This window comes from Spiroplasma endosymbiont of Dactylopius coccus (assembly GCF_977110965.1).
The window spans coordinates 1828834-1853743 of sequence record NZ_OZ373019.1 but is presented as its reverse complement, the minus strand read 5'-3'; the positions used below and the strand labels follow the sequence as shown (position 1 = coordinate 1853743).

The following is a 24910-nucleotide window of genomic DNA, read 5'->3' as shown; positions in this document are numbered from 1 at the left end:
TACTAGTTAAGATTAATTCTATCTTCAAATTTTATCATAAAATGAGCAATTGCTGTATTTCAATTTTGAATGGGCATTGTTCATTTTTTTGTTATATTTTCAATTGCTAAATAAAATATTTTCAATTTTTCCATATCATTAGGAAAAACTTTTTTATTTCTGATAACTTTTCGTAATTGACTATTAACAGATTCAATAGCATTTGTGGTATAAATTACTCTTTTAATTTCTGTTGGATAACTAATAAAAACTATCAAATTTTCTCAATTTTTATATCAAGATTTAGCAATTTGAGGATATTGTTTATTTCACTTATTTTCAAATGTTTCTAAAGCCTGCATTGCTTGTTCTTCACTACATGCAGTATAAATTGGTTTTAAATCTGCAACTAGAGATTTTCTATGCTTATATGAGACATATTTCAAACTATTTCTAATTTGATGAACGATGCATAATTGATGTTCTGTTTTAGGATAAACTGATTGTATTGCTTCTGACATTCCTGTTAAATTATCACTACAAGCAATAAGAATATCATTTAAGCCTCGATTTTTCATTTCTGTGAAATTGGCTAATCAAAATTTAGAACCTTCATTTTCACTAATTCATAAGCCTAAAACATCTTTTTTACCTTCTAAATCAACTCCTAAAGCTATATACACAGATTTGTTAATAATGCGTTTATCTTGTCGTATTTTAACTACTATGCAATCAAAATAAACAATCGGATAAATACTATCTAATGGTCGATTTTGCCATGCTTTTACATCATCAATAACATCATCAGTAATTTGACTAATAACACTTTCACTAATATCAGCACCATGATATAACTCTTGTAATTGCATTCTAATATCTGATAATGTCATACCTTTTGCATATAAAGAAAGAACTTGTTGATCAAAACCATCAAATCTTCTTTGTCTTTTTGCAATTATTACAGGATTAAAATTACTATTGCGATCTCGTGGTACATCAATCTCAATTTTACCTTGTTGAGTTATTAATTTTTTTGAACTTATACCATTACGAGCATTGTCACTATTACTATGTTGATTCTTATCATATCCTAAATAATTTTGCATCTCAGAATTCAACATTTTTTCTACTAATCTTTTTGTTAATTCTTTATACAAACCTCCCTCTTTAAAAACTGTTGTTAAATCTTCAGTATTTTCTAATAATAAATCTACTGCTTTTGATATTGGATCATTATTATTAATATTTTGCTTTTTAGCCATCTGTAATTCACTCTTTCTAGGTTTATTATAGAATTAATTAAACATAGTTATTTTTGTAAGTTACACAGATTACTAAACATTACCTAATTTCTTTAATTTTTCTGCGTGATAAATAAATTTCTTGGTTTTCTAAAATTTTTTTTAATCTTCTAGTACCATAAACTTCTTTATTTTCTTTAAAAGCACTAATAACAGCTTCATCATACATATTATTTTTGATTTTATTTTCTTTTTTCTTTAAGTTAAAATAATATGTTGATTTAGATATTTTCAAAAAACGACACATTGTGCGAATTTTATATTTAACTTTATTTTTAGCAATAATTTCTACTTTCTGCCTATTATTAGTGCTGCTTGCTTTAAAATATCATTTTCCATTCTTAATTGTTTTAATTCTTTTCTTAATTTAATTAATTCATTTTCTTCAACAGAACGATTATCTTTAGTTTTAAAACTACCTGAATTAGCAAATTGCTTAATTCAATTATAAGTAGCTGCTCTTGTAACATTGTACTCTTTAGCAAGACAAGACACTGACTTACCGCTTTGATATAAAGCTACTATTTGTTTTTTAAATTTATATGAATATGAGTTAATATTGGCCATAATTATACTTCCTTTCTTTTCACTAATTTGTTCACTTGTCTACGTAATTAGTGTCCAATAAAGTGTAACCCATCCAAAGTTAATAGGTCATAATTTTAATGGAATTATGTATATGATTGAGCAACACCCCGATAGAATACCAAAGCAAGCACGTGAAAAAGTGGAATATATTGTTCAAGTTAAAAGAATGCGTATTTTGTTATTTTTAGTTAAGTTTAAACTAAATATTTATACTAATGTTGATGATTATAATAAAGTTGTATTATCTAAAAGACAAACAAAGCGAATAATTAAACGTGGTGGATTACCACCTAGTTATAGTGGTGAAACTATGACTTTTAGTTTATGATTTCCTAGGTCTTATTTACAAAGATATAATAGTCGTGCTTTAAATTATATTCATTCGTTAAAGAGTGAATTAAGTATTGTTAAAGACTATGAACAATCACAAGCATTAGATTTTACTGTTGATGATATTAGAGCAGTAGGATTAGATAAGTTGGATAATATATTACAAACTGAAAATAAAGAAACTGAAAATACTGTATGCCGTACTTGTTATTATAGAAATAAATATTCTAAGAACCTGTTTAGGATCTTTTTTAACTTATTTTTGATTAAATTAATATCATAAATGTTATTTTATAGTTGAAAAATAAATTTTTAATCGATAAGTTGTCAAATGATAAAATCTTTTTAACAAAAAAATGACAAAGAAAATAAAATGTTAATTAACTGTCAGGTTAGAAATAATTATTCTCTTTTTTAGTTTAATTATGTTTAAAAGATTCCAAACAGGTTCTAAATAATTCTTCTGTTTGTTTTAAACTTAATTCATCTTGATTAAAATCATGTTTATCTCAATCAAAATGATTAGAGAATGGTAATATAAACATTTTTTAATGTTCCTTTTTAAATTTTGTTTGTTATAATTTAATTGTATTGCTTATAAAAATTAGGGAGTAAAATATGGCTTTTATTAGTAGTTATGCACAACTGAATAAAAAATATAATCTTAATTTTAGTGATAATAATTATGGTTTTAGTTGAGATATTTTTAAACAATTTGTTAGTGATGAATGAGCAGAATTTTTTACAACTAATTGTTTTTATCGTTTTGTACCAACTGCACGTGGAACAAGAAAAACTTGAAACTGTTTAGCATTTGATTTATTTATATGTTGTAATTTTAGTGATAGTAGTGTTCAAGAAGTAAGAAGATATGAAAATACTCATAGTGAAACGACAATTGGTGCATTAATGAATGTTTGTCAAGTTTTATTAGATACATATAATATTAATTTATTACCTAATAATCCACATGGTATTAAATGAAAAATAACCAAAGATGGTGGATGTATTATTTTTCCTAATAATCAACAAATTGATTTTATTGGTTATGCTAATGGTAATAAAATTTTTGGAAAAGAAGCGGGTGGGTCAAGTTTTTTGGGTTCACGTACTGATGAAATAATAATGGCAGAAGAAAAAGAAACACTAACAGAAAAGCAATTAACATATAGATATGAGCGTTTACAAAATTCTATGTTTAGAAGTAATCGTATTAAAGTTTCAAATGAACCAATTAAAGAATGAAGTTGAACTTTTATTGATAAAAATATATATAGTCCTACTTTTGGAAAATTAATTACTCGTTATTTTTATAAAAGTTTCTTTATTACTTTTACATGTAATCCTTATGATAAATATCATCATCGTCTTCATTAATATCAAATTCATTAGGATGAGATTTTAATCAATGTTGATAAATTAATTCTGGTTTTACTAATGCTTTTTCTAACATATGAGTTGAAATAATACTACGTGCTTTATCATAACTTTTTAAAAAATTACGTTGTCATGGACTGCTTCTGCGTCGGCAATCAAATATAAATTTTCTATCAATTCCAAGTGCATTATTTAATCCTTGTGGTGTTAATGTTTTATTTTTAGTTCTTAAATAATTACTAATTGTAACATCATAATTACCTAATTCTTTTCTTTTTGCTGGCATATTATATCACCTATATTCAATATTTATATACTAATTATAACATTTTAACTAAAGTATACTACAAAACTCACCAGTTAATTATTGTTATACTTAAAGTCATGTATTTAGAAAGGAAAAAGCATTATGATTTTACTATCTGAAAAACTTGACAACTATCAACATAAAATTAATCATGAAAAACAAATGTTATTAGATTATGATAATAAAATATTAAAATATGATAATAATTGATTTTTAAATGAATATGATAGAAATAAATATAAATTAATAAAACGTAGAAAACATTTAATAAAAAGCGAATTTGGAATATCTTATTTACCATTAAGAACATATAAAAATAAATTAACAAATGAAATTATAACTCCAACAAGAATATATATTGATATTGATAAATATAAAAATTATACAAATTGAGTTAATAAATTAATAATAATTAATGCTGATTTTAATAATATTACATATCCTATAATTAAACATAATTTAAAAATAAATATATCTTTATCAGCTATTTGTAGAAGATTAAAAGAAACTATTATATTTGTTCAAGAATTACCAAAAGAAAAAAGACAAATATTACCAACTGATTATATTTATATACAATCAGATGAATCATATAATAATTTAATTGATAATAAGCAAAAAAGAAAATTTAGACACAGAACGGTAAGTATTAGTTTAGGTTTTGATTTAGAAAAATCTACTGATAATAGACATGTTTTAGAAAATAAATATATTTTTGTTATTTCAACTAGAAAAGGTCAAAGAATTACTAAAAAAGAATTTGGTAAATCAATAATAACTAATTTAGATAATATTTTTATAGGTTATACTAATGAAAATTTAAAATTAACTGGTGATGGTGCAACTTATCTTAAATCTACTGCTAATTATTTAAAAATTGATTATGCTGTAGATAAATGATATCCATTACAAAAATTAAAACAAGTATTTATTGTAGGAAAAGGTAAAAGAACAAAAGAAAATAATAAAAAATTAAATTATGCTTATTATGAATTATTTTTAAATGGTTGTTATTATAAATTATTAGATTATTTAAAAGAAAATAATGCTGATGAAAAAATATATGAATATTTTAAAAATAATAAAGAAGGTATTAGAAATCAAAATGCTATTTGAAATATTGCTTGTAGTGCTGAAAGTGATGTTTATCATTTAATAAAATCTATATCTAATAATAATGCAAAAATTTATTCAAAAGAAGCATTTTTTAATTTATTAAAATTAAAGCAAGCAAGAATTAATAAATTAAAAGTGTTTGTTTAAATTTATAAAATTTAATAAATCTAAACCTAAATAGTTAGGAATTTTTAAATTATATTAATAAAAATGTGACACAAAATACTTTATTTTTTTTAATTAATGTGTTGTAATTATTACAAAAATTAATAATTTATTTTATCTTTTATTTAAAGAAAATTAAATTATATCCACATTTGAAATACGTCCTTTTCTAACTTCGAAGAGAAAGAAAAAAATATAATATAAATACAATTTTTTTTGGGTACTAAGTTTTCTAAGTTTTTTTATGTTAAAATAATAAAGATTTTATTACTTTACAAGTAATAATAAGTATAAGTAATAATAAAGAAAAAAATGGTGATTTACTTTATGTGAGATCGTAAAATTTTACGAAAAATTAATAAACAAGTTAAGGCAATAATTAGCCTTGATGAAACAATGAGAAAAATTAAAGATGAAGAATTAGCAAATAAAACAGTTGAATTCAGAACCAGATTGGCAGAAGGTGAGACTTTAGATGATATTTTAGTTGAAGCTTTTGCGACAATTAGAGAAGCAACAAGAAGAATTAGTGGATTACATCCATATCCTGTTCAATTAATTGGTGGTATTGTTCTTCATAATGGTGATGTTGCTGAAATGCGAACTGGTGAAGGAAAAACTTTAACTGCCGTGATGCCAATTTATCTAAATGCTTTAAGTAGTAAAGGTGTTCATGTTATTACTGTTAATGAATATTTAGCGGCAAGAGATGCTGAATTAAATCGACCAATTTTAGAATTTTTGGGAATTACTATTGGTGTTAGTCTTCGTGATCATTCTACTAATCAAAAACGTGAAGCGTATTTAAAAGATGTTACATATACAACTAATTCGGAATTAGGCTTTGATTATTTGCGTGATAATATGGTTAAGGTTTATCCAGAAAAAGTTCAACGTCAGCTTAATTATGCTATCATTGATGAGGCGGACTCTGTTTTAATTGATGAATCAAGAACACCTTTAATTATTTCTGGTGGTTCAAAAAATCGTACGCCTTTATATCAAGCATCAGATGTTTTTGCAAAAACTTTAATACCTGAAGATTATAAAATTGATTGAGAATCACGCCAAATTGCATTAACAGTAACGGGTGTTAATAAAGCTCAAAAACAGTTTAATTTAAAAAATTTATTTGATATTGATAACTCGGAATTATTTCATCATATTCAAAATGCACTTCGTGCTAATCATGTTTTCAAATTAGATGTAGAATATGTTGTTAAAGATGGTGAAATTGTGCTAGTTGATCAGTTTACTGGTAGATTAATGCCTGGTAGAGTATATAGTGATGGACTTCATCAAGCTTTACAGGCTAAAGAAAATGTTACAATTCAACAAGAAACAACAACAGTAGCTACTATTACTTATCAAAACTTTTTCCGTTTATATAATAAATTAAGTGGTATGACAGGAACTGCTAAAACCGAAGAAGAAGAATTTGTAAAAATTTATAATATGAGAGTAATTAAGATTCCTACTAATAAACCAATTATTCGAGAAGATAAACCCGATCATGTTTTTGCTTCATTAAATGCTAAATTTAAATCTTTAATTGCAGAAGTTAAAGAACGACATACTAAAGGACAACCAATTTTGATTGGTACTGCTAATGTTGATGTATCAGAACGAATTGCTAATATGTTAACTTTGGAAGGAATTAAGCACGAGATTTTAAATGCTAAAAATCATGCTCGTGAAGCTGATATTATTGCTAGAGCTGGTGAAAAAGGATCAATTACTTTAGCAACTAATATGGCAGGACGTGGAACTGATATTAAACTTGGTAAGGGTGTTATTGAACTTGGTGGCCTTGCTGTATTAGGTACTGAAAGAAACGAAGCACGAAGAATTGATAATCAATTACGTGGAAGAGCCGGAAGACAAGGTGATCCTGGATTTTCACGATTTTATGTTTCGATTGAAGATGATTTGATGTTACGTTTTGGTGGTGAAAAATTAAAAAAAGCTTTTGCAAGTTTAGGTGAAGACTATATTAGATCAAAAATGTTAACTAGATCAATTACTAGAGCACAACAAAAAATTGAAGGTATGAATTTTGATGCACGAAAAAACTTATTAGATTATGATAATGTTATTGCTCAGCATCGTGAAGCTACATATCATCAACGTGATAATATTTTACTTGCTGATGATTTATTAGATTTAATCAAAAATATGCACAGAACAGTAGCACGTGATTTACTAAATATTTTTAATAAAGTTGTTGGTAGAGAACAGTTTATTGATTATGATGAATTAGTTAAAGGTATTGAAAATAAATTAATTAAGCCTAATGATTTAATAGCAGAAAAGTTAAATCGATTAAGTACTGAAGAAAATATTGATTTAATTGTTGAAAAATCTTATAATTTTTATCTTGAAAAAAGAGAAAAATTAAATGATGTTATTATAAAAAAAATTGAAAATAGTGTTGTTTTACAAACTTTTGATCAATATTGAACTAATCACATTGATGCTTTAAGTAAACTGCGTGCAGGAATTCATTTGCGTGGTTATGCGCAGTTAAATCCCTTACAAGCTTATATTGAGGAAGCTTCAAAATTATTTAATCGTATGAAAATCAATGTTGCTCATCAAGTTATTATTATGTTACATAGCATTGATCCAGAACAACATCAGGTCCGTGATGGTCAAGATGTATTGGATACAGTATTAGCAAGTAATGTTGAAACTAAAACTAAAATTGGATAATTAATCTTTATTTAAAAAACTAAGTATTAAAATACTTAGTTTTTTAAATATGTTTTTTTTATTCTATTTGATTTTTTTCTTTATGTTTTCATGACTTCTTTTTAAATATGTTTTTATTTTTTTTACTGTCATAAGTGACTGAAGTTGTTCAATGGGGGAAATTATTACCTTTAGTAACAGCATTATTATTATTCATGGGTACTAAATTTTTAATATAATTAGTTCCATCTGCTGTGCTGGGGCGTTCATAAACAATAGTTCAATTTAAACTTTCAATTGGATCATTAAGCTTCGGTTGTGCAATAAAATTATGTCAAAACATTAAGGCACCCGCATAATCTCGACGGTATAATTGTGGATTAAAATTATTGATAATTTCTCCTTTATTTCATACTTCTTCAATTTGTTGTGGCGTTCATATTGTTTCTTCTTCATTATTTGTTGAAGAAGTTATATTTTGATTAATTTCATTTTGTGAATATAGTGCTTTTGCTTCTAGTGACATATATTTCTTTTTTCTATTCTTCTTAATAAAGCATATACAAGAAATTATTAAAACTATAAAATAAAAAAATTCTAATCCTCATGGAATAATGAAAAATAGTTTTTTCCGAATAGTTATCGTAGAAGCAAATTTATAAAAAGCAACATATCCACCAAAGGAAAAAAATAAAATTGATCCAATAATAAAAAATAATGATATTCATAACATAATTCTAGTTAATATTAAGGAAATAAAATCATTATTTTTTAAAAAAATAAAAGGAAAGGCAACAACACCTAAAATTATGAAACCAAAACCCAATACTGCAATTGTCAGAGTTGGAAAAGTTAAATTGAATTTAAAAAATTTCTTAGTGATTAAATTATCAATAAGGATTAATAAATCAGTAGTTTCTCCTTTAAAGAAAATAATTCATAAAACTCAACTAATTAGTAAAGTTACACTTGTTAATCATGAAAAAATTATAATCATTCAATTATTATAATAGTTAATACTTTTCTTTGTTGAATAATTATCATCAACAGTTTCTTTAAATATCTTTTTTTTCATTTTTAAAAACCTTATAATATTTTATTGTTAATCAATTCTATTAATTTTTCTTTTTTCATAATATCTCTCCAAAACTAACTTATTATTTTTGTGTATATTTTGTTACTGTATTATTGAATGCTTGTTGATAACATTTACCGCTGCAATATATAAATTTATCACGATATAAAGAGTCAAATGTATATTTTTTCTCACATGATGAAATATAGCATTTAGTTGTAATAATTGGCATAATCTAATTAACTCCCTTTAAATTTATACTATACATTTTACATGATTTCTGTTTTATCATTTTATTAATTATTTTTTTATATTTTAAGTGTTTTATATATTAAAATTTATATTATTTTAAATAGTGCAATAGATTTAGTTAATAAGTTATTAGTATACAATTTTATGAAAAAAGTGTTAAAAAATAATTAAAAGTATGTAAAATATATTTATCTTCTTAAACTTAAGAAGATATTGGTAAAAATTGAGGAGGATTAATTTATGAAAAAATATTTATCATTATTAATTGCAATATCATTAGTACCGGTATTTTATTTTATTTATTAATTTAATAATAAAAAATAGTTTCAATTTAAAAATAGTTTAGTTATCGGTGAACATTTTGCAAGTACATTGATAACTTTTTATTTAATTTAAATTTAAAGATAATTGTAATGCTTTGTTTTTTATAACTTATTGTTTATTTATTTTTTTAAAAAATACTAAAATATATTTATCTTCTTAAATTTTAAGAAGTTATTGGAGAAAACTTGGAGGGTGATTAATTATGAAATCATTATTAACAACATTAAGTATTTTAGCAATTACGGGTAATTTAACTAATGTTATCTTAAATACAAGTTCACAAAAAATTCAATTTTTAGATAATAAAATTCAGCAAGATACAATTTACATTGACAAAGATGGAAAACAAGTGAAAACGAGTGAAGTAGATTTATCAAATATAAATAGCAAAGAGGTTATTCAAATTGGATTTTTTCAAAATCGAGAAGGAATAATTCAAGTTGTTAAAATGCCAGTAACAATAGAAAAAGTATCTGATCATTTACCATCAGAAATTAGATCTTTGAAAAATATGTTTATGGATGCAAGAGCATTTAATCAAGATATTTCAAAATGAAATACATCAAATGTAGTAGATATGAGTTATATGTTTAGTAATGCTTCATCATTTAATCAAAATCTATCAAGTTGAAATATTGCACACGTAACAAATATGAGTTCAATGTTTGCTGGAGCAAAAAAATTTAATCAAGATATTTCAAACTGAGATGTAGTTAATGTAACAACTATGCATGCAATGTTTTATGATGCTTTATCATTTAATCAAAATTTTGGAATGGCAACACTTTTTAGGACTATTTTTTGGTAGACACTTGTTCTTGATATTTGATAGGAGTTAAGTAGTTTAAAGTGCTGTGGATTCTTATGTTGTTGTATCAATTGATATAATCAAATAATTCTAATTTTAATTGGATTAATGATGTAAAATTTTTATCATTAATAAATTCAGTTTTGAAAGTTTTAAAAGTTGCTTCAGCAACAGCATTATCATAAGGACAACCTTTTTTGCTTAAAGATCGAGTAATATTGAATGCTAATAAAAGATTATTAATAATTTTATTGTTAAATTCATTACCTCGATCACTATGAAATATTTGGATATCTTTTAAACAGCGATTTGATTGCATAAATGCTTGATATACTAGTAATGCATCTTTTTTAACTCCAACACTATGTCCAATAATTTCGCGGTTAAATAGGTCTATTAATAGGCAAATATAGTTTCATTTACCATTAACTTGAACGTAAGTTAAATCACTAACAATAACTTCATTTTTAACCCTATTATTAAAGTTTCTATTAACAAGATTGGTTATTTGACTATTATTGACTTTATTATGATGATTTTTGAATGATAATTTAGTGTATTTTGATATTAAATTATGCTTATTCATAATTTCTTTAATTTTTCTGCGTGATAAATAAATTTCTTGGTTTTCTAAAATTTTTTTTAATCTTCTAGTACCATAAACTTCTTTATTTTCTTTAAAAGCACTAATAACAGCTTCATCATACATATTATTTTTGATTTTATTTTCTTTTTTCTTTAAGTTAAAATAATATGTTGATTTAGATATTTTCAAAAAACGACACATTGTGCGAATTTTATATTTAACTTTATTTTTAGCAATAATTTCTACTTTCTGCCTATTATTAGTGCTGCTTGCTTTAAAATATCATTTTCCATTCTTAATTGTTTTAATTCTTTTCTTAATTTAATTAATTCATTTTCTTCAACAGAACGATTATCTTTAGTTTTAAAACTACCTGAATTAGTAAATTGCTTAATTCAATTATAAGTAGCTGCTCTTGTAACATTGTACTCTTTAGCAAGACAAGACACTGACTTACCGCTTTGATATAAAGCTACTATTTGTTTTTTAAATTCATCTGAATATGAGTTAATATTGGCCATAATTATACTTCCTTTCTTTTCACTAATTTGTTCACTTGTCTACGTAATTAGTGTCCAATAAAGTGTAACCCATCCAGTTGTTATTGCTCATCACGCTAACTTTAACATTAATATCTTAAGATCATTAATTAATCATTATGATTTAGAGTGCCCTAATTTTTTTTACATTTGTTCAGTTAAGTTATTTAGAAGAACATATGATTATCCTAATAACCGTTTAAGTGCTCTTGCTCATAGTAATCAAATTAAATTTGATCATCATGATCCATTGGCAGATGTTACCACTTTACATAAATTAATTAATATACATTTCAGTGAACATTACCATTTAAAAACTTTATGTAATAATCTTAATATTAAAATGGGGAGATTATTTGGTGATTCTTTATCTTAATTAATATAAGATGTATTTTTATATATAAAAATACTTTTTAAGTTTAAAGGTATAGTAAATAAAAATTTGCAAATTTAAAAATTAACATTATAATTATACTTATGTAGGGATATTAAGATAAATTATTTAAGTCAAATTGTATACAAAAGAGGTTACAGTTATGGAAAAAGAAATAGATGTTGCATATGTTTTATCACCATTGGATACAGTCACTAATGTTAATGACAAAAGTGTCTTTTCAATAAAAACACATCTTGTGCTAATAAATAAAATACTTAAAAGTAAGTAATTACTGGCTTTAAATTAGTATTAATGATTACTAGTTAAAACAGTTGCTATTTTTAAGTGCAGCACTAATTCTTTAAATAATATTTATATCTTGTATAAAATATAATCAATTATAATCGAGAAGATTATTAACTAAAATTCAATTTTTATTTAATAAAAGTCTAAAAAGTGCATGAATATTTTGCTTGTTTATGATAACATTACTAAAGAAATTAAAAATAAAATTTCTTATTTTTGATGTTATTAATTTTGAAATGTAATATTTTATGAAATGGAGGTGAAATCAATGAAATATGACTATGAAATTATTGTAATTGGTGCGGGTCATGCTGGTGTTGAAGCGGCATTATCTTCTGCACGAGCAGGTCATAAAACTGCTATTATTACTCTTGATAAAACTAAAATTGCATTAATGCCATGTAATCCTTCTATTGGTGGACCAGCCAAAGGAGTTGTGGTTCGTGAAATTGATGCACTTGGTGGCGAAATGGCTAAAGCAGCAGATGCTACTGCTTTGCAAATGAAACTATTAAATCATTCACGTGGTCCAGCAGTTTGAGCTATTCGTGCTCAATCTGATAAAATTGCTTATTCACAATATATGCAAAATGCAATAAATAAACAAGAAAATTTAACAATTTTAGAAGTTATGGTACAATCATTAATAATTGAAGAAAACACTGCTAAGGGTGTTATTTTAGAGAATGGTGAAAAAATTACAAGTGAAATTGTGATTTTAACTACTGGTACTTATATGACAGCTTTAACTTTACAAGGTCATAATAAGAAATCAGAAGGACCAGATGGTCAAAGAACAAGTAATGGTATTTCTGAGCAATTAAAAATTGTAGGTTTTAATATGATACGTTTAAAAACAGGAACACCACCTCGTATTAAAAAAAATAGTATTGATTTTGACAAAACTAATATTGAACTAGGTAGTGATTTACCTTTAGCATTTTCACATGAAACTAAAAATTTTTCACCATTAGCAAAACAGTTACCTTGTTATTTACTTTATACAAATGATAAAACTCATACCATTATTAATAATAATTTAGATAAATCACCAATGTATAATGGTGAAGCACAAGGTACTGGACCACGTTATTGTCCAAGTATTGAGGATAAAGTAGTACGTTTTGCTGATAAGCCTCGTCATCAAATTTTCTTAGAGCCAGAATCACTTGCTTTGGATTCAATTTATGTCCAAGGTTTTTCAACATCATTGCCAATTGATGTGCAAGATAAAATGTTGAGAACGTTATCTGGCTTAGAAAATTGTGAAGTATTAAAATGAGCATATGCTATTGAATATGATGCTTTTGAACCAACACAATTATGACCAACATTGGAAACTAAATTAATTAAAAACTTATTTAGTGCTGGTCAAATTAATGGTACTAGTGGTTATGAAGAAGCAGCGTGTCAAGGTTTAATAGCTGGAATTAATGCCCATTTAAAAATAAAAAAAGAAAAACCATTAATTTTAAAGCGTGATGAAGCATATATCGGAGTTTTAATTGATGATTTAGTAACAAAAGGAACAGTTGAACCTTATCGTTTATTAACTTCTTTAGCTGAACATCGTTTATTATTACGAAATGATAATGCTCAAACAAGATTAATTAAGTATGGTTATCAAGTTGGCTTAGTTAGTGAACAACGTTGATCGCAATTTAATATTCAACAAACATTAATGTCCAATATTGTTGAAAAATTAAAAACTATTAAAGTTAGTCCCAATTCAGAAGTTGCTAAGTATATTATTAATAATAATTTAGGTCCAATTCCCGATAATCATATTATTGCTTATGAATTATTAAAACGCCCAGGTGTCAAATTATCAATGTTTACTTCACAGTTACCTTTAATAAATGATTTACAATATCATGAATTAATGGAATTAGAAATTACAATTAAATATTCAGGGTATATTAATCAGCAACTAAAAATGGCGCAACAAACTAATAGTTTAGAAAAAAAACAAATTCCTAGTGATATTGATTATGATTTAGTAGAAAGTATTACTGGTGAAGCTAGAGAAAAATTAAAGCGCGTTAGACCATTAACAATTGGTCATGCTACAAGAATTTCTGGTGTTAGTCCTGCTGATATTCAAGTTTTATTATTTTTTTTAAAACGCAAATATCCAAATTTAAATATTTAATAAATTAGCGATCTTAATTAAAAGATCGCTAATTTTATATATTAAATATTTTACTTGTATTTTAAAGTTCAAAGAAGATTTTGATTTATGATGATCAAAAGAAATTAAACAGTAATAAAAATTGTAAATATGACACAAATTTAAGAGGTGATAAATTTATGAATAACGAAAAACAAAAAGAGTATAAGAAAAAATGATATCAACGCAATAAAGAAAAAATAAAAGAATATCAACAAAGACCTGAAGTGAAAGCAAAAAAGAAAGAATATGCTCAAAGACCTGAAGTGAAGGCAAGAAGGAGAAAATATGATCAAGAGTGATATCAAAAAAATAAAGAAAAAATGAAAGAATATGCTCAAAGGCCAGAAGTGAAGGCAAGAAAGCAAAAATATGAGCAAAAATCCGAGGTAAAAGCAAAAAGGAAAATATATAATCAAAAATGATATCAAAAAACTAAAAAAACAAAACAAGAATTAAAATTTAATAATAATTATCAAAAAGAAGTAATGGTAAATGCAATCAACAAATTAGCTGATCAATATCCTCCTGGAGGCTTTTTAGAAATCTGTGTTGGATGGGTTACACTTTATTGGACACTAATTACGTAGACAAGTGAACAAATTAGTGAAAAGAAAGGAAGTATAATTATGGCCAATATTAACTCATATTCAGATGAATTTAAAAAACAAATAGTAGCTTTATATCAAAGCGGTAAGTCAGTGTCTTGTCTTGCTAAAGAGTACAATGTTACAAGAGCAGCTACTTATAATTGAATTAAGCAATTTACTAATTCAGGTAGTTTTAAAACTAAAGATAATCGTTCTGTTGAAGAAAATGAATTAATTAAATTAAGAAAAGAATTAAAACAATTAAGAATGGAAAATGATATTTTAAAGCAAGCAGCACTAATAATAGGCAGAAAGTAGAAATTATTGCTAAAAATAAAGTTAAATATAAAATTCGCACAATGTGTCGTTTTTTGAAAATATCTAAATCAACATATTATTTTAACTTAAAGAAAAAAGAAAATAAAATCAAAAATAATATGTATGATGAAGCTGTTATTAGTGCTTTTAAAGAAAATAAAGAAGTTTATGGTACTAGAAGATTAAAAAAAATTTTAGAAAACCAAGAAATTTATTTATCACGCAGAAAAATTAAAGAAATTATGAATAAGCATAATTTAATATCAAAATACACTAAATTATCATTAAAAAATCATCATAATAAAGTCAATAATAGTCAAATAACCAATCTTGTTAATAGAAACTTTAATAATAGGGTTAAAAATGAAGTTATTGTTAGTGATTTAACTTACGTTCACGTTAATGATAAATGAAACTATATTTGCCTATTAATAGACCTATTTAACCGCGAAATTATTGGACATAGGTTGGTTAAAAAAGATGCATTACTAGTATATCAAGCATTTATGCAATCAAATCGCTGTTTAAAAGATATCCAAATATTTCATAGTGATCGAGGTAATGAATTTAACAATAAAATTATTAATAATCTTTTATTAGCATTCAATATTACTCGATCTTTAAGCAAAAAAGGTTGTCCTTATGATAATGCTGTTGCTGAAGCAACTTTTAAAACTTTCAAAACTGAATTTATTAATGATAAAAATTTTACATCATTAATCCAATTAAAATTAGAATTATTTGATTATATCAATTGATACAACAACATAAGAATCCACAGCACTTTAAACTACTTAACTCCTATCAAATATCAAGAACAAGTGTCTACCAAAAAATAGTCCTAAAAAGTGTTGCCATTCCACATTATAATTAAATATAATTTAATTATTTAAAACATTATATTTATAGTCTACTTTAAATAAAGTATTTTATTAAATGATTGATTTAGGAGTAAGCAATGAATAAAAATTGAGCTATAGGTTTAACTAATTTAACTTTAACCCCAATAATGGAACAACAATTAAGTCAGTATTATAAAATTTTAATTGCTGAAAATAAAAAATATAACTTAACAACGATCATTGAAGAAATGGAAGTTTATTATAAACATTTCTATGATTCTCTTTTAATTAGTAATAATATCATTTTGGAGGATCAAAATATTTGTGATGTTGGTAGTGGTGCTGGTATACCAGGAATAATTTTAAAAATTTGTTTTCCCAAATTACAATTAACTATTATTGAATCGAATACAAAGAAATGTCAATTTCTAAAAACAGTAATTACTGAACTAAACTTAGAAAACGTTTATATAATTAATCAAAGAGTAGAAACATTTGCTCATCAATATCGTGAAACATTTGATATTGTAACAGCAAGAGCATTAGCACCGTTAAATATTTTAAGTGAATTATGTTTAGGATTAGTTAAAGTTGAAGGATTATTTATTGCTTATAAGGGTCTTAAAGTTGAAGAAGAACTTGCGTTGGCACAAAATAGTATTAACACAATGGGTGCAAAGTTAATTAATCAATTTACTGTTCAATTACCAAACAACTATGGTCAAAGAACAATCCTTCATTTTCAAAAATATAAATTATGTGCTTTAAAATATCCAAGACCTTATCAACAAATTAAAAGTAAACCTTTGTAAATAATATTAATTAAAATTAGTGTTAAACTTAATTAGTAGGATAAAATATTAGTCTATTAATTTAGAAAGGTAATTATTATGGGCAAAATTATTGCAATTGCTAATCAAAAAGGTGGAGTCGGAAAAACAACTACTGCTACTAATCTTGCTGCAGGTTTAGGTATAAAAAATAAAAAAGTGTTACTTATTGATTTGGATCCACAAGGTAGTGCTACTATTTCAATGGGTTTTGCTTCTGATAAAGTTGAACAAGATATATATGATGTTTTAGTACATGATGTTCCATTGGAAAAAGTAATTAAAACTGAAGTTTGTCAAGGAGTAGATTTATTACCATCAACCATTTCTTTGGCGGGAGCCGAAATATTTTTATTAGAGCAATCTCGTAATAAAAGAAATATTTTATTAGAAAAATTAGAACCCGTAAAGGAAGTATATGATTTTATTATTATTGACTGTCCACCTAGTTTAGGATTAGTTAATCGTAATGCTTTAGCTTCAGCTAATTCAGTTATTATTCCATTGCAAGCTGAGTTTTATGCATTAGGTGGTTTGGTACAATTATTATCTACTATTCGTTTAGTACAACAATTATTTAATCCCAATTTAGAAATTGAAGGGATTTTATTAACTATGGTTAATATTAGAACAACTTCTTCTGTTGAAGTTATCAAAGAAATTCAAAAAAATTTTAGAGAAAAAGTTTATAAAAATTATATTCCAAGAAATGTAACTCTAAGTGAAGCACCAAGTCATGGTAAAAATATTTTTAGTTATCGGCCACGTTGCAGTGGTGCTATTGCTTATCAAAGTTTAGTGAATGAGGTGTTAAATAATGTCTAATGATAAAAAAAATCGTATTTCTGCTAAAGGCTTAGCATCAATTTTTGGTGAAGGTTTAAATGATTTGATAACTAACATTGAAAGTTCACCAGAAATTGCTAAAACTTTTTCACAAACTATTTCTCTTGCTAAAATTATTCCTAATCCATATCAACCGCGTGTAGTATTTAATGAACAAGAAATTCAAGAACTAAGTGATTCAATTAAAATTCATGGTTTAATTCAACCAATTATTGTTAAAAAAACGATAACAGATGGTGTTTTTCAATTAGTTGCTGGTGAACGTAGAACTAAAGCTGCAAAATTAGCAGGTCTAACAGAGATCTCTGCAGTAACTATTGAAGTAACAGATCAACAATTAATGGAATTTGCTTTGATTGAAAATATTCAACGTGTTGATTTGAATGCTTTTGAAGAAGCACAGGCATATCAAACTTTAATTAGTAAAATGAAATGAACTCAAGAACAACTCTCACAAAAAGTTAATAAATCACGTAGTCACATTGCTAATACTTTACGAATTTTACAATTGCCAGTAGAGATTTTACAAATGCTTCAACGCAATGAATTAACAATGGGTCATGTTAAACCGTTATTAAGTTTAGGCACTAATCTTAATTTAATGGTAACTATTGCTAAAAGGGCATATAGTGAACAATGGAGTGTTCGTAAGGTTGAAGATGTTATTAAGATGCAACAATTAAGTTTAAATCAAAAACAAAATGTTAATAAAAAGTCAGATCTTCATTTAGTAGCATTAGAAAATACTTTATCAAGAACTTTAGATACTAAAGTAAAAATCAATAAAAAACAACTAATCATCAATTATAGTAATCACAAAGAATTAAATCGAATTTTAGAATTTTTAAAATTAATATAAATTTAAAATGAGTATAAATGTTTTAAAACATTTATACTCATTTTTTATCTTGTAAATTTATTTTATGATATTTCTCTAAGAACCTGTTTGGAATCTTTTAAACATAATTAAACTAAAAAAGGGAATAATTATTTCTAACCTGACAGTTAATTAACATTTTATTTTCTTTGTCATTTTTTTGTTAAAAAGATTTTATCATTTGACAACTTATCGATTAAAAATTTATTTTTCAACTATAAAATAACATTTATGATATTAATTTAATCAAAAATAAGTTAAAAAAGATCCTAAACAGGTTCTAAAAGAAAATATTAATCCTGAATTAGTATAGATAATTAAGTTTGTAATAAAAACAAATAAGATAGACAAACCAATTGCAATTTTACTTATACCTAGTATGATTAATAACTTTTTTGATATATCATGAGGATAAGTTAAAAGTTTCTTTTCCATATTTTCCTCCTAAAAGTTATATTTATTTTTAAGCCTTACTTATTTATAATTATATACTATTGTAAAAGTTTTTATCATTATATTTGATGTTATAATGTTATTTAAAATAATTTATTTTAACATTGAAAGGAAAATTAAATATGCCAGAAAAAGATAAGAATACGTTATTTAAACGTATTATTTTTAGAAAATATAAAGATGAAATTGATTGAGTAAAAATGATTAATTGTTTGTTTAAAAAAAGAAAAATTTTTGAAGAAGATGTAGCAATTTTAACCGAGTTATTTAATGAAAAAAATAATGATTGATTAAAAAAGTTTAATATTTCTGAGGAAGATGCAGTAATTTTAACTAAATTATTTAATCAAAAAATTAATAATTGATTAGAAAAAGAACAAATTTCTGAAGACAATGTATTGGATTTAACTGATTTGTTTAATGAAAAAATGAATATAAATGATGAAACTACTAAAGTTATTGAAATTGCTAAGTTACTTAAAAAGGCAGAAGATTTAAATAGTATACATGAAATATTAGATGAACTTCCTCCACGTTATTTTCTTGTTGATAACTGAGAAGATACTGATGAAGAAGATATTGAAAATGAAAGTAAAATAATGACTTCAGAAAATAGCTGTTTAAATAAAGAAGAAACTGTATCTATTTCCAATAGTCAAAAAGCATTTTCTAAACAAGATATTATCGATAGTGGTATATGCTTAGATACTAGTTTATCTACTTCTGAATTAGTGAGATCATTTACTGCTATTTAATTGTAATAGCATTAATATAAATAAATTAAAAAAACTAATTATACTAAAATTAGTAATTAAATTAAATATTAAAGATATTGAAATAGTTTTTAATGTCAATATCGAATGAAAATTTCCTAAAAATATTTATCAAAAAATTAAATTATTTTGGAAAGTTACACTGTTAAATAAGCACAAATTCCAAATAACCTTTAAAATTTTAATTCCTGTTTTTAATATAGGATTTTTTTTGTATAATTTAATTAAACTTAATATAAGTTTTTAACTCATTGCTTTAATTTCAAAGTAAATGAGTTTTTATTTTGAAAGGATGAAAAAATGAATAAAAATTTACAAGAAGAATATGAATGAATTAATAAAGAATTGATAAAAATAATCATTGATAAAAATCAATTTACTTCAGAAATTATTAGTAATAGAGTTAATTTAGCTCAAACTACTATTGTTGATATTAATGAAAATTTAAAAAAACAAAAGATTAGCAAATTTAAAAAAATTAGTTATTTAATAGGGAGCGTACCGAAGATGTCGGTAACTAAAAAGTTTTAAAAATAGCTCCTTTCTTTTTTTACCCTTGAATTAAAAATAAATGACAAAAGACGAGAATAAAAATCTTGTCTTTTTTTTGTAATTGTAAAATTTTAAAATTTTTAAGAACCGTCTTTAACGCTATTATCAACACGTGTTAGAACCTGTTTAGGATCTTTTTTAACTTATTTTTGATTAAATTAATATCATAAATGTTATTTTATAGTTGAAAAATAAATTTTTAATCGATAAGTTGTCAAATGATAAAATCTTTTTAACAAAAAAATGACAAAGAAAATAAAATGTTAATTAACTGTCAGGTTAGAAATAATTATTCCCTTTTTTAGTTTAATTATGTTTAAAAGATTCCAAACAGGTTCTTAGGGAACTAAAAAAGTGAACTACAACACAGTTGTTAAAAATAGTAGCTAGCATGTGGACTTGCATGGATAAATAATAAGTGGAGTGATACCTAATAAATTATACTAACCATTAATGGTAATTCTTGGGGTGGGAGCGAATTGGAAACTAGTATATATAGACCTGTTGTAGGGACCTACTATATTAATTCTATTCTTTATTTAACCAACCTTGTTTAACCAACCTTGCCACTTTCCAGTGAGCAAGGGTTGGTTTTATTTTTTATTTTTTTTGAAAAATTTTTGGGCGAGAAAATAAATTTCAAACTTGTAAAAAAAATTGAGTGGTGCCGGTTCAATTAAAATATTAATTTGCTAAACGCAAATTAAATAAATATTGAATCGAATGCCTCGATTTCTTTTTAAAATTTCACAATTTATTTTTGAACCCAGAATTGATGGAATGAATAAAACGAATAGTAGTATTATTAATAATCTAAAAATCAAATTATATGTCCTTTATGCTAGGAAGCAACAGGACATATTTAGGAAAGGATTATTATGCAAATAGAATTTAAAAAAGAACAAATTGTTAAAGATAAACCACAATCTATTCTTATTGATTATGTTGAATATAGATTATCACTGCCAAAATGAATGATTAAAAATAATTCTTTTATTGTTGACAACAGTTACACGTATTGAGTTTTTAATTTAGAAAATATTAAAAGAGAATTAAGTGGTAATGAATTAATAAAATTATTAGAACCATATATTAAAGACCAAAAAATAATTGTTAATAAACCAATTGCTCCAAAAGAATATTATCTTAATGATATAAAACTTGAACCATTAACATTTTATGAACAGCATAATAGTTGATTTATGGGTGAAATAACTGATAACAAAACTAAAATTACTAATCCTTGTTTTAAATATAACCGTGAGAAGAAAACAGAAAAGGTTTTAAAATAAATAATCCATATAAATATGATGATTTACCAATTAATTATATAGTTACTTCTTATAAGGAACTTTCAACTCATAATGAAAAAGTATTTTTGTTGAACATGTAAACAACATAAATTTGATTATTTATTCTTTAATACTAATGATATAAAAACAAGAAAATATTTTTTAAGAGATAAAAATAGTAAAGCAATTTGTTATGACTGTATTTTAAATATTAGGTTAAGTAGGAGGTATAAATATGGATAAAGAAAAATTAATTAGTTGATTAAATTTAATTTTAGATAGTGATATAGAACAATATAATAAAGAAAAAGACATATATTATTTAAATAAATTAAAAGGTTCAATTGATATTATTAAAATTTTAATTAATAAAATACAATGCAGAGAATTTGATTAATAATGAAATATGACTTAATTATTGGAATTGACCCTGCTGGTATTGGTAATAATGGAATTGTTATATATTCAAATGAAACTAATAATATTATTTTTAATGAAACATTCAATACATTAACTGTTTTATGAACTAAAAATATTTATAAAGAAAAATTTCAATTAATTAAAGAAAAATTTATTAATAAAAAGGGAGATTGTCAAAAATCCGGAATAAATTACTTCACACACAGTCTTATTATATTTCAGACAAGAAATAATTTGGATTTTTATGAAATTGTATTTAAATAATATAATTTTTTTAAATTAAATGCAACTAAAATACTTATAATTAAATTTAGTAAGTGCTAAACTTATGGAATAAAATTAAGGAGAATTTAAAGATGACAATTAAAAAACTGAAAAAATTACAGTTAATAACTGTATCATTATTTATTTTAACTATTTTAACTTTAATTATAGGATTGTGATTAATAGGTTTATTTCATGGAAAAGAAGTAGTAATCTCGAAAGATATTTCTTTACATAAAATTTTAAAAAAAATATTTAAATATAATGGTTTTATATTATGAAGTAAATATAGTTTATATTATATTCTAAGTAATAATAATATTTCTCTTAAAAATTTTGGAAACTATTATACTGTTCATAATTATTATCATTATTCTTTATTACAATTTAAAATTGGAATTATTTTTTGCGAGATTTTAGTACCAATTTTAATATTTATAACTATATTATTAATTTTATGAATAATTTATTTAAAAATAAAAATTAAAAATAAAAATTTTTGAGACTTTATTGCAAATTGTGAAATAATCAATAATTACTATATTCATTAAAACTATGTTTCTAAATTTATCTTATTACATTTAAAAATAACCATTTTAATATAAATTAAAATATTATATGTTCTATTACCAAGCATTTCTTTTAAAACATGTCAAATATTAGTTTCTGTAAAGCAACCAATATTTCACTTTGCACTTTGATTTTCAATACCTTGTTTATTATTTTTAAAATATTTTTTCTTTAATTTTTTATGATTATCTAATTCTTTATATAAAAAATCAATTAATTGTTCATATTGTCCATTATTAATTAAATTTTTACAGTGATTATATTCTTTTAAATATTTTCCTTTATTGCCAGCCATTATTCCAAGATATAATGTTCTAATTAAATGAAATTTATCTAAGAACCTGTTTAGGATCTTTTTTAACTTATTTTTGATTAAATTAATATCATAAATGTTATTTTATACTTGAAAAATAAATTTTTAATCGATAAGTTGTCAAATGATAAAATCTTTTTAACAAAAAAATGACAAAGAAAATAAAATGTTAATTAACTGTCAGGTTAGAAATAATTATTCCCTTTTTTAGTTTAATTATGTTTAAAAGATTCCAAACAGGTTCTAAAACAAACTGGGCACCTAAATAATCAGCAATTTCTTTAATTCATCCTGCACTATCACCACAAATAATAATTTTTGCTTGTTCAATATTTTCATAAAATTTTTGACAATGCTCTTTAACAAATTCAGCAGTCTTTTTAACTCCAATTACTGTTCTTGTTGGTCTTATAATTGCCTTTACTCTTTTATTTTGTACTTTGTGATTAATATTATCTGTATATGTTACTATTAATCGCATAGAGTGTTTTATACCTTTACGTTTAAAATTTCAAAATTTTCGATGACCATCATCAATTGCTACAAAAATAGGTTGATTTTTTTCTAATTTTACTTTTACTGGATTTGCTTCAATTACTTCTAAATTTTTAAAAATTCTATGAACAGTACTAACACTAATACCTGCTTTTTTACAAATAGCACAAATATTATGATATCTTTTTCCATCAGCAAAATATTCAATAATAGTTTGTTCAACATCTTCACCAATTCTTTTATATTTAGGTAATTTTAATCATTCATCAACTAAACAAACACGAACTCATTTTTGTAATTTTTCATCAAAATATTCATAAATTCTTCTTTTATAAGTTACTAATCCATACATTATTTTTCTTGTTCGATATTGATAATCAACAATTTTATATTTCTTTTTATCTCTTGTTTTAAATATTCTTCAATCTCATTTTTATCATTTCTTTGTTATATGGTCTAAAACTAATTTATCAATTTTTGCATTTTGCTCTCTAAAATTTCATTTATAATTAAAATTCATATTTACTTCTCCTAACTATTTAAAAAAACTAAATTTATTGTAAATATATTTAAAAAATTAATTTACTTAATTATTATATAAATATATAAGTGTAATTTTAAATAAAATAAAAAATATTTAAAAAACCACTTTCATATTTAAAATATAATAAACAATTTCAATATAATTAATAGTGTAGTCTCATAAAATAAACGTCTTTAATTTAGGCGTTATTTTGCATTTAAAAGCATACTTGTAAAAATAATCAAAAATAGTACAATTTATAAGTAAAAGCAAGGAAAAAAGGAGAATTTATGAGTAAAAAAAGAAGCAAAGTTCGAAAAAAAGTAAAAAATAAGCAAAAACAATTTAAAATGATGAATGATAATTTTGATGAGGATGTAATTTGTCAAAGAAAAGGATGCAATATTGTATCAGATAATATTGTTCAATTAAGAGTTGACGAAAAAAAAGTAACCAATGTTTTTTTATGTAAAGAACATGCAGATGAACTTGAATATGAATTAGCACCTGAATGGTTAGAAGAAATTAGAAAAGAATTAAAAAATGATGATGAAATTGATAATATAGAACTGTTAGTAAATTATTTATAATAAAGGAGTAAGAAAAATATGAAAACATGAATAAAAGCAAATTTAAGTAAAATAACATTAGCATTAGCACTA

Annotated in this window: 30 protein-coding genes; 19 read left to right on the top strand and 11 right to left on the bottom strand. The window is 23.8% G+C overall.

Annotation, left to right across the window (positions count from 1 at the left end; genetic code table 4):
* Positions 1 to 2: 2 nt before the first annotated feature.
* From ACXUB0_RS11660 to ACXUB0_RS11650, 3 genes are all read right to left on the bottom strand, one after another.
* A complete protein-coding gene (locus ACXUB0_RS11660; protein WP_458258738.1) occupies positions 3 to 1241 on the bottom strand; it encodes an IS256 family transposase in 1239 nt (412 codons plus the stop codon).
* 79 nt (positions 1242 to 1320) lie between these two features.
* Positions 1321 to 1527: a transposase gene (locus tag ACXUB0_RS11655; protein WP_458258737.1), complete on the bottom strand. Its 207-nt coding sequence runs from the start codon at positions 1525 to 1527 to the stop codon at positions 1321 to 1323.
* Between the two features lie 41 nt (positions 1528 to 1568).
* Positions 1569 to 1847 (bottom strand): transposase, encoded by a 279-nt coding sequence (locus tag ACXUB0_RS11650; protein WP_458258736.1) that lies wholly within the window; start codon positions 1845 to 1847, stop codon positions 1569 to 1571.
* Between the two features lie 106 nt (positions 1848 to 1953).
* Here ACXUB0_RS11650 and ACXUB0_RS11645 point away from each other — a divergent pair, with 106 nt between their 5' ends.
* On the top strand, positions 1954 to 2481 hold the full coding sequence (locus ACXUB0_RS11645; protein WP_458258735.1) for a hypothetical protein: 528 nt from the start codon (positions 1954 to 1956) through the stop codon (positions 2479 to 2481).
* A 136-nt stretch (positions 2482 to 2617) separates the two neighbouring features.
* Here ACXUB0_RS11645 and ACXUB0_RS11640 read toward each other — a convergent pair whose 3' ends face one another.
* Positions 2618 to 2743: a hypothetical protein gene (locus ACXUB0_RS11640; RefSeq protein ID WP_458258734.1), complete on the bottom strand. Its 126-nt coding sequence runs from the start codon at positions 2741 to 2743 to the stop codon at positions 2618 to 2620.
* A gap of 73 nt (positions 2744 to 2816) precedes the next feature.
* Between ACXUB0_RS11640 and ACXUB0_RS11635 the strand changes: the two genes are divergently transcribed.
* Entirely contained in the window at positions 2817 to 3575 is a 759-nt protein-coding gene (locus ACXUB0_RS11635; RefSeq protein WP_458258733.1) for a hypothetical protein, read from the top strand.
* On the opposite strand, the gene ACXUB0_RS11630 is transcribed toward ACXUB0_RS11635, so the two are convergent.
* Positions 3532 to 3861, bottom strand: coding sequence for a hypothetical protein (locus tag ACXUB0_RS11630; RefSeq protein WP_458258732.1), 330 nt, complete (start codon positions 3859 to 3861; stop codon positions 3532 to 3534). The genes ACXUB0_RS11635 and ACXUB0_RS11630 overlap by 44 nt on opposite strands.
* A 123-nt stretch (positions 3862 to 3984) precedes the next feature.
* Here ACXUB0_RS11630 and ACXUB0_RS11625 point away from each other — a divergent pair, with 123 nt between their 5' ends.
* The gene (locus tag ACXUB0_RS11625) at positions 3985 to 5145 is read left to right on the top strand and encodes an Mbov_0401 family ICE element transposase-like protein (RefSeq protein WP_458258731.1); all 1161 of its coding nucleotides are present in this window, start codon (positions 3985 to 3987) and stop codon (positions 5143 to 5145) included.
* Between the two features lie 345 nt (positions 5146 to 5490).
* The gene (secA, locus tag ACXUB0_RS11620) at positions 5491 to 7875 is read left to right on the top strand and encodes a preprotein translocase subunit SecA (RefSeq protein ID WP_458258730.1); all 2385 of its coding nucleotides are present in this window, start codon (positions 5491 to 5493) and stop codon (positions 7873 to 7875) included.
* A 58-nt stretch (positions 7876 to 7933) separates the two neighbouring features.
* Here the strand turns inward: secA and ACXUB0_RS11615 are convergent, their stop codons facing one another.
* Positions 7934 to 8929, bottom strand: a complete 996-nt coding sequence (locus ACXUB0_RS11615; protein ID WP_338988135.1) for a hypothetical protein — start codon at positions 8927 to 8929, stop codon at positions 7934 to 7936.
* 82 nt (positions 8930 to 9011) lie between these two features.
* Positions 9012 to 9161 (bottom strand): hypothetical protein, encoded by a 150-nt coding sequence (locus ACXUB0_RS11610; protein WP_338988136.1) that lies wholly within the window; start codon positions 9159 to 9161, stop codon positions 9012 to 9014.
* 546 nt (positions 9162 to 9707) lie between these two features.
* Here ACXUB0_RS11610 and ACXUB0_RS11605 point away from each other — a divergent pair.
* A complete protein-coding gene (locus ACXUB0_RS11605; protein WP_458258729.1) occupies positions 9708 to 10313 on the top strand; it encodes a BspA family leucine-rich repeat surface protein in 606 nt (201 codons plus the stop codon).
* On the opposite strand, the gene ACXUB0_RS11600 is transcribed toward ACXUB0_RS11605, so the two are convergent.
* Positions 10300 to 11420, bottom strand: a protein-coding gene (locus ACXUB0_RS11600; RefSeq protein ID WP_458257454.1) for an IS3 family transposase whose coding sequence is annotated in 2 segments (ribosomal slippage) — positions 10300 to 11144 and positions 11144 to 11420 — 1122 coding nt in all. Because the reading frame shifts where the segments join, the coding sequence is not laid out codon by codon here. The genes ACXUB0_RS11605 and ACXUB0_RS11600 overlap by 14 nt on opposite strands.
* 554 nt (positions 11421 to 11974) lie before the next feature.
* Between ACXUB0_RS11600 and ACXUB0_RS11595 the strand changes: the two genes are divergently transcribed.
* The 7 genes from ACXUB0_RS11595 (at position 11975) to ACXUB0_RS11565 (ending at position 18575) form a co-directional block, all read left to right on the top strand.
* Positions 11975 to 12103, top strand: coding sequence for a hypothetical protein (locus ACXUB0_RS11595; protein WP_255495891.1), 129 nt, complete (start codon positions 11975 to 11977; stop codon positions 12101 to 12103).
* A gap of 285 nt (positions 12104 to 12388) precedes the next feature.
* Positions 12389 to 14272: a tRNA uridine-5-carboxymethylaminomethyl(34) synthesis enzyme MnmG gene (gene mnmG, locus ACXUB0_RS11590; protein WP_458258728.1), complete on the top strand. Its 1884-nt coding sequence runs from the start codon at positions 12389 to 12391 to the stop codon at positions 14270 to 14272.
* A 158-nt stretch (positions 14273 to 14430) separates the two neighbouring features.
* Entirely contained in the window at positions 14431 to 14880 is a 450-nt protein-coding gene (locus ACXUB0_RS11585; protein ID WP_458258727.1) for a hypothetical protein, read from the top strand.
* Between the two features lie 39 nt (positions 14881 to 14919).
* Positions 14920 to 16037, top strand: a protein-coding gene (locus ACXUB0_RS11580; protein WP_458258726.1) for an IS3 family transposase whose coding sequence is annotated in 2 segments (ribosomal slippage) — positions 14920 to 15163 and positions 15163 to 16037 — 1119 coding nt in all. Because the reading frame shifts where the segments join, the coding sequence is not laid out codon by codon here.
* Positions 16038 to 16156: 119 nt separating this feature from the next.
* Entirely contained in the window at positions 16157 to 16852 is a 696-nt protein-coding gene (rsmG, locus tag ACXUB0_RS11575; protein WP_338988073.1) for a 16S rRNA (guanine(527)-N(7))-methyltransferase RsmG, read from the top strand.
* A 78-nt stretch (positions 16853 to 16930) separates the two neighbouring features.
* Positions 16931 to 17695, top strand: coding sequence for a ParA family protein (locus ACXUB0_RS11570; protein ID WP_458258725.1), 765 nt, complete (start codon positions 16931 to 16933; stop codon positions 17693 to 17695).
* Positions 17688 to 18575, top strand: coding sequence for a ParB/RepB/Spo0J family partition protein (locus ACXUB0_RS11565; RefSeq protein WP_458258724.1), 888 nt, complete (start codon positions 17688 to 17690; stop codon positions 18573 to 18575). The genes ACXUB0_RS11570 and ACXUB0_RS11565 overlap by 8 nt, the downstream gene beginning before the upstream one ends.
* A gap of 255 nt (positions 18576 to 18830) precedes the next feature.
* Here the strand turns inward: ACXUB0_RS11565 and ACXUB0_RS11560 are convergent, their stop codons facing one another.
* Positions 18831 to 19028: a hypothetical protein gene (locus ACXUB0_RS11560; RefSeq protein ID WP_458258723.1), complete on the bottom strand. Its 198-nt coding sequence runs from the start codon at positions 19026 to 19028 to the stop codon at positions 18831 to 18833.
* 140 nt (positions 19029 to 19168) lie between these two features.
* On the opposite strand from ACXUB0_RS11560, the gene ACXUB0_RS11555 reads away from it, so the two are divergent.
* The 6 genes from ACXUB0_RS11555 (at position 19169) to ACXUB0_RS11530 (ending at position 22898) form a co-directional block, all read left to right on the top strand.
* A complete protein-coding gene (locus tag ACXUB0_RS11555) occupies positions 19169 to 19801 on the top strand; it encodes a hypothetical protein (protein ID WP_458258722.1) in 633 nt (210 codons plus the stop codon).
* A gap of 318 nt (positions 19802 to 20119) precedes the next feature.
* Positions 20120 to 20350: a hypothetical protein gene (locus ACXUB0_RS11550; RefSeq protein ID WP_458258721.1), complete on the top strand. Its 231-nt coding sequence runs from the start codon at positions 20120 to 20122 to the stop codon at positions 20348 to 20350.
* An 899-nt stretch (positions 20351 to 21249) separates the two neighbouring features.
* Positions 21250 to 21663 (top strand): hypothetical protein, encoded by a 414-nt coding sequence (locus ACXUB0_RS11545; protein ID WP_458258720.1) that lies wholly within the window; start codon positions 21250 to 21252, stop codon positions 21661 to 21663.
* A gap of 235 nt (positions 21664 to 21898) precedes the next feature.
* The gene (locus ACXUB0_RS11540; RefSeq protein WP_338960339.1) at positions 21899 to 22060 is read left to right on the top strand and encodes a hypothetical protein; all 162 of its coding nucleotides are present in this window, start codon (positions 21899 to 21901) and stop codon (positions 22058 to 22060) included.
* Positions 22061 to 22062: 2 nt separating this feature from the next.
* The gene (locus ACXUB0_RS11535) at positions 22063 to 22347 is read left to right on the top strand and encodes a hypothetical protein (protein WP_458258719.1); all 285 of its coding nucleotides are present in this window, start codon (positions 22063 to 22065) and stop codon (positions 22345 to 22347) included.
* A gap of 92 nt (positions 22348 to 22439) precedes the next feature.
* Positions 22440 to 22898, top strand: coding sequence for a hypothetical protein (locus ACXUB0_RS11530; protein WP_458258718.1), 459 nt, complete (start codon positions 22440 to 22442; stop codon positions 22896 to 22898).
* A 2-nt stretch (positions 22899 to 22900) separates the two neighbouring features.
* Here the strand turns inward: ACXUB0_RS11530 and ACXUB0_RS11525 are convergent, their stop codons facing one another.
* Positions 22901 to 23212 carry a hypothetical protein gene (locus tag ACXUB0_RS11525; RefSeq protein ID WP_458257732.1) on the bottom strand — a complete coding sequence of 104 codons (312 nt, stop codon included), beginning with the start codon at positions 23210 to 23212 and terminating at the stop codon, positions 22901 to 22903.
* A 187-nt stretch (positions 23213 to 23399) separates the two neighbouring features.
* On the bottom strand, positions 23400 to 24077 hold the full coding sequence (locus ACXUB0_RS11520; RefSeq protein WP_458258717.1) for an Mbov_0401 family ICE element transposase-like protein: 678 nt from the start codon (positions 24075 to 24077) through the stop codon (positions 23400 to 23402).
* A 461-nt stretch (positions 24078 to 24538) separates the two neighbouring features.
* Here ACXUB0_RS11520 and ACXUB0_RS11515 point away from each other — a divergent pair, with 461 nt between their 5' ends.
* On the top strand, positions 24539 to 24838 hold the full coding sequence (locus ACXUB0_RS11515; RefSeq protein ID WP_458258716.1) for a hypothetical protein: 300 nt from the start codon (positions 24539 to 24541) through the stop codon (positions 24836 to 24838).
* The last annotated feature ends 72 nt before the right edge of the window (positions 24839 to 24910 follow it).